Annotated in this window: 14 protein-coding genes; 13 read left to right on the forward strand and 1 reads right to left on the reverse strand. The window is 64.0% G+C overall.

Annotated elements, in window-relative coordinates:
* Positions 1 to 12: 12 nt before the first annotated feature.
* From phnA to U3648_RS02080, 12 genes are all read left to right on the forward strand, one after another.
* Complete coding sequence (phnA, locus tag U3648_RS02025) at positions 13 to 1260, forward strand: phosphonoacetate hydrolase (protein ID WP_420857567.1); 1248 nt, start codon at positions 13 to 15, stop codon at positions 1258 to 1260.
* 12 nt (positions 1261 to 1272) lie between these two features.
* Positions 1273 to 2709 carry a phosphonoacetaldehyde dehydrogenase gene (gene phnY, locus U3648_RS02030; RefSeq protein WP_420857568.1) on the forward strand — a complete coding sequence of 479 codons (1437 nt, stop codon included), beginning with the start codon at positions 1273 to 1275 and terminating at the stop codon, positions 2707 to 2709.
* The gene (gene pbfA, locus U3648_RS02035) at positions 2706 to 4055 is read left to right on the forward strand and encodes a (R)-1-hydroxy-2-aminoethylphosphonate ammonia-lyase (protein ID WP_420857569.1); all 1350 of its coding nucleotides are present in this window, start codon (positions 2706 to 2708) and stop codon (positions 4053 to 4055) included. The genes phnY and pbfA overlap by 4 nt, the downstream gene beginning before the upstream one ends.
* Positions 4052 to 4888 (forward strand): EamA family transporter, encoded by an 837-nt coding sequence (locus U3648_RS02040; protein WP_420857570.1) that lies wholly within the window; start codon positions 4052 to 4054, stop codon positions 4886 to 4888. The genes pbfA and U3648_RS02040 overlap by 4 nt, the downstream gene beginning before the upstream one ends.
* 94 nt (positions 4889 to 4982) lie before the next feature.
* The gene (locus tag U3648_RS02045; RefSeq protein WP_420857571.1) at positions 4983 to 5774 is read left to right on the forward strand and encodes a DeoR/GlpR family DNA-binding transcription regulator; all 792 of its coding nucleotides are present in this window, start codon (positions 4983 to 4985) and stop codon (positions 5772 to 5774) included.
* Positions 5775 to 5783: 9 nt separating this feature from the next.
* Positions 5784 to 7466, forward strand: a complete 1683-nt coding sequence (locus U3648_RS02050; protein ID WP_420857572.1) for a Na/Pi cotransporter family protein — start codon at positions 5784 to 5786, stop codon at positions 7464 to 7466.
* Positions 7467 to 7533: 67 nt separating this feature from the next.
* Positions 7534 to 7998 carry a dUTP diphosphatase gene (gene dut / locus U3648_RS02055; protein ID WP_420857573.1) on the forward strand — a complete coding sequence of 155 codons (465 nt, stop codon included), beginning with the start codon at positions 7534 to 7536 and terminating at the stop codon, positions 7996 to 7998.
* Positions 7995 to 9035 carry a HesA/MoeB/ThiF family protein gene (locus U3648_RS02060; protein WP_420857574.1) on the forward strand — a complete coding sequence of 347 codons (1041 nt, stop codon included), beginning with the start codon at positions 7995 to 7997 and terminating at the stop codon, positions 9033 to 9035. The genes dut and U3648_RS02060 overlap by 4 nt, the downstream gene beginning before the upstream one ends.
* A gap of 21 nt (positions 9036 to 9056) precedes the next feature.
* Positions 9057 to 9590, forward strand: coding sequence for a prolyl-tRNA synthetase associated domain-containing protein (locus U3648_RS02065; protein WP_420857575.1), 534 nt, complete (start codon positions 9057 to 9059; stop codon positions 9588 to 9590).
* 63 nt (positions 9591 to 9653) lie between these two features.
* Positions 9654 to 10532, forward strand: a complete 879-nt coding sequence (locus U3648_RS02070) for a LysR family transcriptional regulator (protein ID WP_420857700.1) — start codon at positions 9654 to 9656, stop codon at positions 10530 to 10532.
* Positions 10529 to 11407, forward strand: coding sequence for a DMT family transporter (locus tag U3648_RS02075; RefSeq protein ID WP_420857576.1), 879 nt, complete (start codon positions 10529 to 10531; stop codon positions 11405 to 11407). Before U3648_RS02070 ends, U3648_RS02075 begins: the two co-directional genes overlap by 4 nt.
* 63 nt (positions 11408 to 11470) lie before the next feature.
* Positions 11471 to 11884, forward strand: coding sequence for a universal stress protein (locus U3648_RS02080; RefSeq protein WP_420857577.1), 414 nt, complete (start codon positions 11471 to 11473; stop codon positions 11882 to 11884).
* On the opposite strand, the gene U3648_RS02085 is transcribed toward U3648_RS02080, so the two are convergent.
* Positions 11864 to 12199 carry an ArsR/SmtB family transcription factor gene (locus tag U3648_RS02085; RefSeq protein ID WP_420857578.1) on the reverse strand — a complete coding sequence of 112 codons (336 nt, stop codon included), beginning with the start codon at positions 12197 to 12199 and terminating at the stop codon, positions 11864 to 11866. The genes U3648_RS02080 and U3648_RS02085 overlap by 21 nt on opposite strands.
* Positions 12200 to 12242: 43 nt before the next feature.
* Between U3648_RS02085 and U3648_RS02090 the strand changes: the two genes are divergently transcribed.
* Positions 12243 to 13199 carry a DMT family transporter gene (locus tag U3648_RS02090; RefSeq protein WP_420857579.1) on the forward strand — a complete coding sequence of 319 codons (957 nt, stop codon included), beginning with the start codon at positions 12243 to 12245 and terminating at the stop codon, positions 13197 to 13199.
* The last annotated feature ends 119 nt before the right edge of the window (positions 13200 to 13318 follow it).

Consider the following 13318-nt stretch of genomic DNA (forward strand, 5'->3'; position numbering starts at 1 on the left):
GGACCAGACCTGATGACCATTTCCACCGAGGTGACGGCGAACGACCGCACCTATCCCGCCCCCAAGACCTGCGCCATCGCGATCTGTCTGGACGGATGCGAACCTGAATATCTCGAGGTGGCCATTGCCGAGGGGCTGATGCCGACGCTGAAGCGGATGCGCGAAACCGGGACAGACAGGCTGGCCCATTCGGTGATCCCGTCGTTCACCAACCCCAATAACCTGTCCATCGCCACGGGCCGCCCGCCCGCGGTGCACGGCATTTGCGGCAACTTCCTGTTCGACCCGGATACAGGCGAAGAGGTGATGATGAACGACGTGCGGTTCCTGCGCGCGCCGACCATCTTCAGCAAGTTCTACGAGGCTGGCGCGCGGGTTGCGATGGTGACGGCCAAAGACAAGCTGCGCGCGCTTCTCGGGTCGGGCCTGAAATTCGACGAGGACAGGGCGGTTGCGTTTTCGTCGGAACGGTCGGGGACAACCACCAAGGCCGAGCACGGCATCGACAATGCCAGCGACTGGCTGGGAATGCCGGTGCCCGAGGTCTATTCGGCAGAGCTGTCCGAGTTCGTCTTTGCAGCCGGGGTGAAGCTGCTGCGCGAATGGCAGCCCGACATCATGTATCTGTCCACCACCGACTACATCCAGCACAAGTTTGCGCCGGACGAACAGGGGGCCAAGGACTTCTACGCGATGTTCGACCGTTACCTGACCGAACTGGACGCGCTGGGCGCGGCCATCGTCGTCACTGCCGACCACGGGATGAAGCCCAAGCACGACGAGAACGGCGAACCTGCGGTGATCTATGCGCAGGACCTGATGGACGGTTGGCTGGGAGAGGGCGCTGCCCGCGTCATCCTGCCGATCACCGACCCCTACGTCGTGCACCACGGCGCGCTGGGCAGTTTCGCCACCGCTTATCTGCCGGACGGGGCAGACCGCGCGGACATCATCGCCCGACTGAAGGCTCTGCCGCAGATGTTGGAGGTTCTGACCAAGGAAGAGGCGGTCGCGACCTATGAACTGCCCGCCGACCGGATTGGTGACCTGACGATGATTTCAACCGTGAATATGACCATCGGAACCTCGGCCCACCGGCACGATCTGGCGGCGCTGAAAGAACCGCTGCGCAGCCACGGCGGGCTGACGGAACAAGAGGTGCCGTTCATCGTGAACCGGGTCATGCCCGACCTGCCGAACGCGCCCGCCCTGCGGAATTTCGATGCGTTCTTCTACGCCACCCGCGCCGCGGCCCTGTAAGGAGATTTGCCAATGGAGATTCGCAACGAAGGAATGCGCATCGGCGGCGAGGTGGTGTTCACCGACAAGGTGATCGAGGTCCGCTATCCCTATACCAACGAGGTGGTCGGCACTGTCCCCGCCGGAACCGCCGAACACGCCCGCCGCGCGTTTGAGATTGCCGCCAACTATCAATCGAAGCTGACCCGCTATGAACGCAGCGAGATTTTGAAGAAGGCCGGCGAGATCATCGGCCAGCGCCGGGATTACCTTGCCAAATGGCTGACGCTGGAACTGGGCATCTGCCACCAGCACGCGATCTATGAAACCAAGCGGGCGCAGGATGTCTATCAATTCGCGGCCGCCGAGGCATTGAAGGACGACGGGGAAATCTTTTCCTGCGACCTGACCCACAACGGCAAGGCGCGGAAGATATTCACCAAGCGCGAACCGGTGCGCACCATTTCCGCGATCACCCCGTTCAACCACCCGCTGAACATGGTCAGCCACAAGATCGCGCCGTCGATTGCCACCAACAACACGATGGTCTGCAAGCCGACGGAACTGACCCCGCTGACCGCTCTGACGCTGGCGGATATCCTCTACGAGGCCGGGTTGCCGCCCGAGATGTTTCAGGTGGTGACCGGATTGCCCGCCGATATCGGGGATGAGATGATCACCAACCCGAACATCGACATCATCACCTTCACCGGCGGGGTGCCGGTGGGCAAGATGATCGCTGAAAAGGCGGGCTACAAGCGGACCGCGCTGGAACTGGGCGGGAATGACCCGCTGATCATCCTCAACGATCTGGACGATGCCGATCTGGACAAGGCCGCCGCCATTGCCGTGGCAGGCGCGACAGGCAACTCCGGCCAGCGCTGCACGGCGGTCAAACGCATCCTTGTGCAGGAGAGCGTGGCAGACCGGTTCGTGCCCAAGGTTCTGGAAAAGGCCAAGGCGATCCGGTTCGGCGACCCGCAGGACCCGGCAACCGAACTCGGCTGCGTGATCCATGCGCAGGCGGCTGAGCTGTTCGAAAAACGGGTCTACATGGCCGCCGAACAGGGGGCGAAGGTGCTGTATGATCCGGGCCGTAAAGGGGCCCTGTTGCCGCCGATCGTGGTGGACCATGTCCCCCACGAAAGCGAATTGGTGATGGAAGAGACCTTTGGCCCAATCATTCCCATCGTGCGCGTCCCCGATGACGATGCCGAGGTGATGCGAATCTCCAACTCGACCGCCTTTGGCCTGTCGTCCGGCGTCTGCACCAATGACTTCCGCCGCATGCAGGCCTTTATCGAGGGGCTGAACGTGGGCACGGTGAATATTTGGGAACAGCCCGGATACCGGATCGAAATGTCGCCCTTTGGCGGCATCAAGGACAGCGGAAACGGAGTGAAGGAAGGGGTCATCGAAGCAATGAAGTTCTTCACCAACGTCAAGACGTTCTCCCTGCCCTGGCCATGACCGGCCATCATACGGAAGGTGAATCGAATACATCCGCCGCGCGGGCCGATTGGTCGGCGCGGCAGGATGATCCGGCAACCCGCGCCCTTCTGGGCCGGGATGCGGATGCGTTTCTACACCAGTCCTTGTCCTCGCCCTGCGTGTCGACCATCGCCCGGGCCGAAGGCATCTGGATCGAGGATACCGCCGGACGCCGATACATGGATTTCCATGGCAACTCCGTGCATCACATCGGCTATGGCCACCCGCGCTTGATCGCGGCGATCAAGGACCAGCTGGACCGGCTGCCGTTCTCGCCGCGCCGGTTCACCAATGACGTCTCGGTGCAACTGGCCGAACGGCTGGCGGCGCTGGCCCCCGGCGATGGCTGGCGGGTCCTGTTCGCCACCGGCGGGTCCGACGCGAACGAGGTCGCCCTGCGGATCGCGCGGGCGGCGACGGGCCGGTTCAAGACGCTCAGTTTCTGGGATGCGTTCCACGGGGCGGGCTTTGGCGCGGCCAGCGTCGGGGGCGAGGCGACCTTTCGCAGCCATATTGCCGGGCCGCTGTTGCCGGGGGCGGAACATGTCGCGCCGTTCCACTGTTACCACTGTGCCTATGGGCATCCGGGGCCGGACGCCTGCGGGTTGGCCTGCGCGAAGATGGTTGACTATGTTCTGGCACGCGAAGGTGACGTGGCCGCCGTGATCGCCGAACCAATGCGCGCGGTGCCGGTCGTGCCGCCGCCGGGTTACTGGAAAGCGGTGCAAGAGGCCTGCCACCGGCACGGTGCGCTTTTGATCATGGATGAGATTCCTACGGGGCTGGGCAAGACGGGCCGCATGTTCGCCTTTGACCATGACGGGATCATCCCGGACATCGTCACGCTGGGTAAGGCGTTGGGCGGTGGGGTGCTGCCAATTGCGGCGGTCATGGCGCGCGAAGGGCTGAACGTGGCGGGCGATTTCGCCATCGGCCACTATACCCACGAAAAGAACCCGGTGACCGCGCGGGCGGCGCTGACCACGCTGGAGATCATCGAAGACGAGGGGCTGGTGGACCGGGCCGCCACGTTGGGTGCCCATGCGATGGGCCGCCTGACCGAGGTCCTAGCGGAATGCCCCGTCGCCGGTGATATTCGTGGCCGGGGTCTGATGTTCGGGGTCGAAATCGTGTCGGACCGGGACGCGCGGACGCCGGACCCGGCCCGGGCCGAACGCATCTATTATGCCTGTCTGGAACAGGGGCTGTCGTTCAAGATCAGTGCCGGAAACGTTCTGACCCTGTCGCCGCCCCTGACAATCGGCCGGGCCGATCTGGACCGGGCGTTGGATATCGTTATCGCCGCGACGCGGGCCGCCGCGTGAGCGTTGGCGTCATCGCAATCGTCCTCTGCGCGGCCTTCCTGCACGCGCTTTGGAATGCGCTGGTCAAAGGGGCGGGGGACCGGACGGTCATGCTGGGCCTGATCGCGTTGGGCCATGTCATCCCCGGTGTGGCGCTGGCCGCCAACCTTCCCGCGCCCGCCCCCGAGTCATGGATCTATATCCTTGCCTCGACGGTCATTCACTGGGGCTATTACTACCTTCTGAATGCCGCGTATCGCAGCGGCGATCTGTCCGTGGTCTATCCCGTCGCACGGGGGGCCGCGCCTTTGATCATAGCCCTCACTGCGTGGCTTTGGGTCGGAGAGGCGCTTGCGCCGGTCGCATGGCTCGGGATCGGGGCGATTTCGCTGGGGATCTTCCTTTTGGTCCGGCCGGGGAAGGTTGCGCAGGTGCCGCCTGCTGGGCTGCTTGCCGCCTTTGGCACCGCGCTGACCGTTGCCGCCTATTCCATTGCGGACGGGGTTGGTGTGCGGCTGTCCGGGCAGGCGCTGTCCTATGTCGCGTGGCTGTTCACGGCAGAGGTCTTCGTGGCCGCCTTTGTGCTGGGCACACGGGGCGCGCGGTTGCGGGCGATGGGGGGGCGGACGATCGTGATCGGGATCGCGGGGGGCGTGATCTCTGGCACGGCCTATGCTTTGGCGCTCTATGCCAAAACGCTTGCACCGCTTGGCATGGTCTCCGCGATGCGCGAAACGTCGGTCATCTTTGCGGCCCTGTTCGGGGTTTTGTGGTTCGGCGAGGGGCCGAAAGTGCGCAGGCTATGGTCGGCGGCAATCGTCGCCGGGGGGATTGTCCTGATCGGGCTGGCCTAAAACCCACATTCACGCACAAAAGCGCGTGAATTCCCGTGGTATTCTCTGGACATTCGTGGGAATTGGGTGCGAGACTCTGCCAAGGAGGCCCGAAATGGTCAAGCCAGCCGAACCTCATGCCACCCATCGCGAGGTGGAGCTTCTGGATACTCTGCGCAGTCTGGGCGGATCGGCCCGCACGGCGGCCCTGGCCGAGGCGCTGGGCGTGTCCGAGGAAACCATTCGCCGCACGGTCAAGGCGCTTGCCAAGGGTGGATTGGTGCAGCGGGTGCACGGCGGGGTTTACCTGACGAACAAGGATGCGCTGTCACCTGTCGCGTCGCGTCTTGGCAAACAGGCGGACGAAAAGCGCCGGATCGCGACCAAGGTCGCGGGGATGATCCCCAACGGGTCTTGCGTGTTTCTGGATGTGGGGTCGACGACCGCCTTTGTCGCGGAACAACTCAAGGACCACAGGGATCTGACCATCGTGACCAACGCCATCACCCCGGCGCAGTCGCTGGTCGGGCGGGGCGGCAACCGCGTCTATCTGGCCTGTGGGGAACTGCGCGAGGTCGAGATGGGCACGTTCGGCGCCGACACGGTGGATTTCGTCCGCCGGTTCAACATCGACACCGCCGTGCTGAGTGTCGATGCCGTGGATGCCCGCAACGGGTTCCTGCTGGCTGGTGCGTTCGAGGCAGAGGTCGCCCGCGCCGTCACCGAATGTGCCCGCCGCCGGATCGTCGTCGCCGACCATTCGAAATTCGGCCAGACCGCGCCAATCATCGCCTGTGCGCCGGAATGCGTGGACATGCTGGTCACCGACCGCCCGCTGAAACCGGTGTTCGAGGCGCGGATGACCGATTGGGGCATTGAAACCGTCGTCGTGAAAAGCCGGATCTAGGGCACGGGCATGGCGATCCTGTCCTTCCTTGTGCAGCTGGCCGGGGCGACGATGCTTCTGCTGTTCGCCGTGCGCATGGTGCGCACCGGCATCGAACGGGCCTTCGGTCCCGCCTTTCGCCGACTTGTCACAGATCCGGGCCACCCCGCGCGGGCGGTCGGGCTGGGCCTGATCCTTGCTATTGTGCTACAAAGCTCTGCCGCCGTCGCCCTTCTGGTGGCCGGTTTCGCGGGCGCGGGCGGGGTGACCTTTGGCACCGGGTTGGCTGTTGTTCTTGGGGCCGATCTGGGCTCTGCCCTGCTGATCCAGATCCTGTCACTGCGGCTGGACGCGCTTGTGCCCATCTTGCTGGCGTTGGGCGGGTTCTTTTTCCTGAAATCGGAACGACGCGACCTGCGGCAGGCAGGGCGGATCATCCTTGGCATCGCCTTTATCCTGATCGCGCTGCGGTTCCTCCGCGAGACCATGGAGCCGATCCGCGACAGTGGGGTCCTGCCCGCCCTGTCGGCCTATCTGGAGCGGGATTTCGTCTCGGCCTTTCTGGTCGGGGTGGCGCTGGCCTTTGTCATGCATTCCTCGGTCGCGGCAATCCTGATGATCGTGACGGTGGTTGCGATGGGGGCATTGCCCCCCGGTGTCGGCCTGTCAATCCTGCTGGGCGCGAACCTTGGGTCGGCGCTGATCCCGGTCTGGCTGACGCGGGGGATGGCCCCGGCGGCCCGGCGCATTCCGCTTGCCAACCTCTTGCTGCGGGGGACGGCGGCGGTGCTTTTGCTGCTCGCGGTTAACCTGACGGGGCTTGCGGTCTTTGGCCACGGGATGGCGGCGGGGCAAGAACTGATCCTGCTTCACATCGGGTTCAACGCGCTCGTCGTGATCCTCGGGCTGCCGCTTGGACGGGTGGTGGACCCGATCACTCGAACGCTCTTGCCGGATGTTGCCGGGACCGGGGACGCAGAGGTGCCGCTGGCCCATAAATCAGTGTTGGACCGCAGTGTTCTGGACCGACCGGCCGTCGCGCTCGCCTCTCTTCGGCGGGAAATCCTGCGAATGGAACAGGTCGTCGAAGAGATGATGACCCCGGTCATGGGGCAGTTCACCGATTACGACAGGAACCGGGCGCAGGCGATCAGGGCGAAAGACCAGATCGTCAACGATGCCTTTGATGCGGTGCGCCAATACGCGGCCGACATCGCACAGGACCGGATGCGCAAGGCCGATCAGAAGGAACTGCGCGATCTTCTGGAATACGCCATCGCCCTAGAGGCGGCTGGCGATATCGTCGCGAAGTCCCTGATCCCGCTGGCCGCCGAAAAGGACGAAAAGGCCGTGCGGTTCACGAGCGACGGGCTGCGGGAATTGCGGACCATGCACGACCGGGTCCTGCAGAATATGAACCTTGCCTCCCGCGTGTTGGTGTCGAACGACGTGGAAAGCGCACGGCTACTGTTGTCGGAAAAGGACGAAATGCGGCACCTGCACCGATCGACCCGCAAGAAGCACCTCAAACGGCTTGCTTCGGGCGAGAAGGTCAGCATGGAATCGTCGGATATCCATCTGGAAGCCGCCCATGCGCTGAAAGAGTTCAATGGCCAGATCGCGGCGGTTGCCTATCCGATCCTGTTCCGGGAAGGGCAGCTTCTCGATACCCGCCTGATCACCCGCATGGACGAGGAAGAGACCACCCGCTAGGCCCGCCGCCTGTTGCATCCGCCCCGGCCCAAGCCCTAGAACGGGACAGTGACGGAGGGGGGCGAAGATGCCGACGATCAAACTGGACTGGCTAGAAGATGCGGACCGGGCAGTGCCCTTGCCCAGCTACCAGACGGCTGGCGCCGCCGGGGCCGATATCCGTGCCAATTTTCCGCCCGATGCGCGGGCGGGCGTGACCCTGTCGCCGGGAGAACGGGCGCTGATCCCCACAGGGCTGCGGATGGAGATCCCGCAGGGGTTCGAGGTGCAGGTACGCCCCCGGTCCGGACTTGCCCTTAAACAGGGGCTGACCATTCCCAACAGCCCCGGCACCATTGACAGCGATTATCGCGGCCCGGTGGGGGTGATCGTGCTGAACGCGGGCGAGGCGCCGGTGACGATCGCCCATGGCGACCGGATCGCGCAGATCGTCGTGGCCCCCGTGGTGCAGGCTGCGTTTGAAATGGCCGACACCCTGACCGAGACCGAGCGTGGCGCGGGCGGTTTCGGGTCGACCGGGGTTGCGGGATGATCCCTGTCCTTGCCATGGCCGCGGTCCTTTGGGGAGTCGGGGCGGCGATGGGCGCGCCTCACCGCGCCCGCTGGGTCATGCTGGGGGTGCTCTTCGCGGGCGTCGCGGCGATTCAGATCGCCCTTCCCGAAGGTGCCCCCCTGCGCGAGGCAACGGGCGGCGATATCCGGCTTTGGTTGTTGCTGGCCGGGTTCGCGGCAGTGGCGCTGGCCTATCGCACCCTGTTGCGTCGGGTCCGGGCGCGGGCGCAGCAGGCCCCGGTTGCCCCCGCGCAGACCGGCACGTTTTCCGAGGCCGAGCTTGGCCGTTATGCCCGGCACATGATGCTGCGCGAAATTGGCGGGCCGGGGCAGAAGAAGCTGAAACAGTCGCGGGTTCTGGTGATCGGGGCGGGGGGGCTTGGATCGCCCGCGTTGCTGTATCTGGCCGCCGCCGGGGTCGGTACTATTGGTGTGGTGGATGACGACATTGTCGACGGTTCTAACCTGCAACGGCAGGTGATCCATACCGACGCGCGGATCGGTCAGCCCAAGGCATTTTCCGCACTGGAACAGATGGTCGCCGTCAACCCGTTCATCACCGTGAAACCCTACAACCGGCGGCTGGACGAAGCGGCGGCAGAGACGCTTTTCGCCGACTATGACCTCATCCTTGACGGGACCGACAATTTCGACACGCGCTATATGGTCAACCGGGTTGCGGCACGGCTGGGAAAGCCGCTGATCTCGGCGGCGATGACCCAATGGGAAGGTCAGATCAGCCTTTATGACCCGGCCAAGGGTGGCCCCTGCTATCAATGCGTCTTCCCTGAGGCGCCCGCGCCGGGACTGGTGCCCACCTGCGCCGAGGCCGGGGTGGCCGGTCCCCTGCCTGGGGTGATCGGGTCCATGATGGCGCTGGAGGCGGTCAAGGCGATCACCGGCGCAGGCGAAGGATTGCGCGGACGGTTGATGATCTACGATGGGTTATATGCCGAGGCGCGCGTGATGACGGTGAAGCGGCGGGATGATTGCCCCGCTTGTGGCGCGATGCACTGATCAATTGATGAAAGACACCCAATGACCGACGCAACCTCTGCCCATCAGGACAGCCTTCCGATCAGCTCTGACGCGCTTCTGGCGCGGTTGGATGACTGGGGGCTGACCTACCGTCTGCACACCCATGTTCCGTTGCGGACCGTCGAAGACTCGCAGGCGGTCGAGCATGAATTCATGGTGCCCGGGGAAAAGGCGCTGCGGATCAAGAACCTGTATCTGCGGGATAAGAAGAAGCGGAACTATCTGGTAACGCTTGAGCAGACCCGCGACATCGACCTCAAGGCGCTGGCGGCAGAGCTTGGTGGTGGCACCCTGTCCTTCGGGTCCGCGGACCGGCTGATGGAGCATCTTGGCATCCGCCCCGGTGCGGTCAGCCCGCTGGCGATGATCAACGGCGCGGAAAACGGCGTGACCTTCTACATGGATGCCGCCGCGAAAGAGGCCGAGGTGTTCTATATGCACCCCCTCGTCAACGACAGGACGGTGGCCATGTCGCGGGCCGATACGATGGCCTTCTTCGACAGGATCGGCGTGACCGTTCACTGGTTGCCCTAGGTCTTTGCGCTGGATTTCCCGAAGGGTCGGGGTAGGGTGGCGAAAGGGAATACAGGGATGGCCATGGATCATTGGGACGAGGTTCGCACCGCTTATCAGGTTGCACGGCTGGGCACGGTCAGCGGCGCGGCGGATGTGCTGGGCGTGCACCATGCCACCGTCATCCGTCACATCGACGCGATCGAGGAACGGCTGGGCGTCAAGCTGTTTCAGCGTCATGCGCGGGGCTATACCCCGACCGAGGCGGGCCGCGATCTGTTGCAGGTGGCGGCCGCGACCGATGACCAGTTCACCCAGCTGGCGGGCCGGATCAAGGGGCAGGGCGAGGGGGTCAAGGGCGATCTGGTGGTCACCTCGATCGAGGCGATGTCGCCCATGCTGACCCCGGTCCTGACCTCGTTCCGCGAGGCATGGCCAGAGATCCGCATCCACTATGTCACCGGCGACAGGCTGTTTCGTTTGGAATATGGCGAGGCGCATGTGGCGATCCGCGCGGGCAAGGCCCCGGACCAGCCCGACAACGTGGTGCAGAAATTCGTGACCCAATCGGCGCATCTGGTGGCCGCGCCCTGCTATGTCGAAAGACACGGGCTGCCGAAGGACGAAGCCGACTTCTGCAACCATCAGTTCATCGGCCCCGAGGACCGGGCAAGCCGCGCGCCCTTTAACCAATGGTTAGCGCAGGTCGTGCCGGACCGTTGCATCGGGTTCCGCACGTCGAAGAACCGGCTGGTTCTGGACGCGGTCCGGGCCGGTGCGGGGATCGGGTTCGTGACCCGCTGGGATTTCGAAAACAACCCTGACTTGGTCGAGGTGATCCCCTCGCGCGAGGACTGGGGGGCGCCCTTGTGGCTTGTCACCCATGTCGACCTGCACCGCACGTCCAAGGTGCAGGCCTTCCTGACCCACTTGAAAGAGGCCGCCGCGGGCTGGTCCGCATGACGCCTGATCCTGCGCGGGGGCATCTGGCGATGCTGGCGTTCTCGGTCCTCGTGGCGGGGGCGTTCACGCTGGGCGCGCGGGCGGCGAACCTGATCGACCCGGGCGCAATCACCGCAGTCCGGTTCTGGATTGCGACCGTGATCGTCGGGCTGGCCATGGTTGCCACCACGGGCGGGCGCGGTGGCTGGATGATTGCACCGTGGCGGTTCGTGATCCTTGGCGGGGTGTTTTCCATCTATTTCGTGCTGATGTTCGAGGGGCTGAAGACCGCGCAACCGGTCAGCGCAGCGGCGGTTTTTACCCTGACCCCGATCATGGCCGGGGTCTTTGGCTGGATCGTGCTGCGGCAGGTGCTGTCGCTGCGTATCCTGCTTGGGTTGGGCCTTGGTCTGGCAGGGGCGCTTTGGGTCATCTTCCGGGGCGACCTGGCCGCCCTGATGCGGTTCGAGGTCGGGCGGGGCGAGATCGTTTATTTCTACGGCTGCGTGGCCCACGCGCTCTATCCGTCTTTGGTGCGGTTGCTGAACCGGGGCGAAACCGCAACGGAACAGACCTTTGGAACATTGGTCGCCGGGGCGGTCCTGTTGACGATCTGGGCTTGGCCGGACATCCGGGCAACCGACTGGGCGGCCCTGCCAACGATTGTCTGGGTGACGCTGGCCTATGTGGCGGTATTTTCGTCCGCCGCGACCTTTGTCCTTCTGCAATATGCGGTCCGGCACCTGCCGTCGTCCAAGGTCATGGCCTATACCTACCTTGTGCCCAGCTGGGTGATCGGGTGGAATGTTGCCTTTGGCATGGGCTGGCCCACCGCGACTATACTGGCCGGGATCGGAATGACTATCGCCGCGCTCTTGTGGCTGTTGCGGGCTTGATCCCTGTCAACGCGGGGGCTTTCGACCATCGCTATCCTTGATGCACCAAATCAGGAGAAAAGGATGTTCGAACATATCATGGTGCCCGTTGACCTGCACCTTCCCGAAGAGGTCGAGCGGGCGCTGAATGTCACCGCCGACCTTGCGCGTCACTACCGGGCCAAGGTCACACTGGTCAGCGTGACCGGGTCGGTCTACACCGACGCTCCCCATTCCAAGGCCGATGCCGCCCCGGTGTTGGCGAAACTAGCGGCCGACATGGCAGGGAATGGCGAGGTGGAGGTCGAGACCAAGCTTGTATTCTCCACCGATGTCCCGGCCGAGGTCGACACCGCATTGCACAACGCAGTTGAAGAGACAGGCGCCGATCTTGTGATCGCGGGCAGCCATGCGCCCAACTGGGTTGACTACCTGATCGGATCGCACGCGGGCAAACTGGCCGCCCGCTCCAAGGTTTCAGTCTTCGTCGTCCGTTGATCCGAGTTCGGATTCAAGGAACCGTTCGAAGGCGTCCAGATCAAGGCTTTCCATCTGGCCAAATCCCTGCATCCAGACGCTTGCCTCGCGCAGGGCGTCGGGTTCCAGTTTGCACCACTTCACGCGGCCCCGTTTTTCCTGACTGATCAGCCCAGCGTTGGTCAGGACGGTCAGATGTTTGGAGATTGCGGCCAGTGACATGTCGAAAGGCTCGGCCACGTCCGTCACGGCCATATCGTCCTCTAGCAGCATGGACAGGATCGCCCGACGGGTCGGATCGGCGAGGGCTGCAAAGACGGTATCAAGCGGGTTCATGGCGCGACACTACTCTGCCCGTTGGGGCAGGGGAAGCGGGCGAATGGCACTGGACAGGGCGGCAAATCCTGTCATGACCTTGTCGAAGGACGGGGGGTGCCACATGGCTTTGCGATACTGGTTGATCATCGTGGCGCTGGCCTTCGGTTGGGGGTCGTCCTTCTTTTTCAACGAAATCCTGCTGCGGGAACTTGGGCCGCTATGGGTGGCGGCCGGGCGCGTGTCGATGGGCGCGCTGGGGTGCTGGGTCTGGCTGGCCACACGACGCCGGATCGGCTGGGTCGGCTGGCCGATGGTCGGGCACCTGTTTGTCTTCGGGCTCCTGCAATATGCGGTGCCGTTGACGGTATATCCCTTGGGCCAGCAGGTCATCACCTCCTCCGCGGCGGGGATCATCAACGCGATGACCCCGATTATGGTCGTGGTCGTCAGCCATCTGTGGCCGGGCGGAGAGCGGGCCACGGTCCTGAAATCCATCGGCGTGGTTCTGGGGTTTTCCGGCATTGTCCTGCTTGCGCTGCCGTCTCTGGGTGGGGTCGCGGAGTCCTCGCCTTGGGGGCTTTTGTTCACGATGATTGCGCCGCTTTGTTACGGTCTGGCGATGAATTACCTGCGCCAGATGGATGCGATGGACAGGGCCGCCCTGACCGCGTGGTCGCTTGCGCTGGGCGCGATGGTTCTTGTCCCTGTTGCGCTGGTGACCGAAGGGGTCCCGCATATCCAGCGGGCCGAAACATGGGCCGCGCTTCTGGTGATCGGCTTTGTCCTGACCGCAGCGGCTTTCCTTGTGTTGTTTTGGCTGATCCCCCGGATCGGCGGCACGACGGCGTCGACCATCACCTTTATCGCACCGGTGTCATCGCTGCTTCTGGGAGTGCTGGTCCTAAAGGAAACGGTGCTTCCGATTCAGTTCCTTGGGTTCGCGGTGATCCTGGGCGGGTTGCTTTTCATCGACGGGCGGCTGTTTCGGGTGTGGCGCAAAGATCAACCAAACGGTTGAATATGCGGATCACGGCCAGATCGGGCCCGTAGTGGGGTGCGGCGTGCTGTCCCGGCAGAGCCGCTCCGCTATTAGATGAAAATTTTTCAATGACTTAACGCCCGCTGGGGCAAGTTGTG

This window comes from Marivivens marinus, assembly GCF_035969385.1.
Classification (GTDB): domain Bacteria; phylum Pseudomonadota; class Alphaproteobacteria; order Rhodobacterales; family Rhodobacteraceae; genus SELP01.

Excerpts from the sequence above, each read along its gene's own strand:
- U3648_RS02050 (WP_420857572.1), top strand. The coding sequence starts at position 5,784 with ATGGCGATCCTGTCCTTCCTTGTGCAGCTGGCCGGGGCGACGATGCTT.
- phnA (WP_420857567.1), top strand. The coding sequence starts at position 13 with ATGACCATTTCCACCGAGGTGACGGCGAACGACCGCACCTATCCCGCC.
- U3648_RS02090 (WP_420857579.1), top strand. The coding sequence starts at position 12,243 with ATGGCACTGGACAGGGCGGCAAATCCTGTCATGACCTTGTCGAAGGAC.
- U3648_RS02065 (WP_420857575.1), top strand. The coding sequence starts at position 9,057 with ATGACCGACGCAACCTCTGCCCATCAGGACAGCCTTCCGATCAGCTCT.
- U3648_RS02080 (WP_420857577.1), top strand. The coding sequence starts at position 11,471 with ATGTTCGAACATATCATGGTGCCCGTTGACCTGCACCTTCCCGAAGAG.
- phnY (WP_420857568.1), top strand. The coding sequence starts at position 1,273 with ATGGAGATTCGCAACGAAGGAATGCGCATCGGCGGCGAGGTGGTGTTC.
- U3648_RS02085 (WP_420857578.1), bottom strand. The coding sequence starts at position 12,199 with ATGAACCCGCTTGATACCGTCTTTGCAGCCCTCGCCGATCCGACCCGT.
- pbfA (WP_420857569.1), top strand. The coding sequence starts at position 2,706 with ATGACCGGCCATCATACGGAAGGTGAATCGAATACATCCGCCGCGCGG.
- U3648_RS02060 (WP_420857574.1), top strand. The coding sequence starts at position 7,995 with ATGATCCCTGTCCTTGCCATGGCCGCGGTCCTTTGGGGAGTCGGGGCG.
- U3648_RS02070 (WP_420857700.1), top strand. The coding sequence starts at position 9,654 with ATGGATCATTGGGACGAGGTTCGCACCGCTTATCAGGTTGCACGGCTG.
- U3648_RS02045 (WP_420857571.1), top strand. The coding sequence starts at position 4,983 with ATGGTCAAGCCAGCCGAACCTCATGCCACCCATCGCGAGGTGGAGCTT.
- dut (WP_420857573.1), top strand. The coding sequence starts at position 7,534 with ATGCCGACGATCAAACTGGACTGGCTAGAAGATGCGGACCGGGCAGTG.
- U3648_RS02075 (WP_420857576.1), top strand. The coding sequence starts at position 10,529 with ATGACGCCTGATCCTGCGCGGGGGCATCTGGCGATGCTGGCGTTCTCG.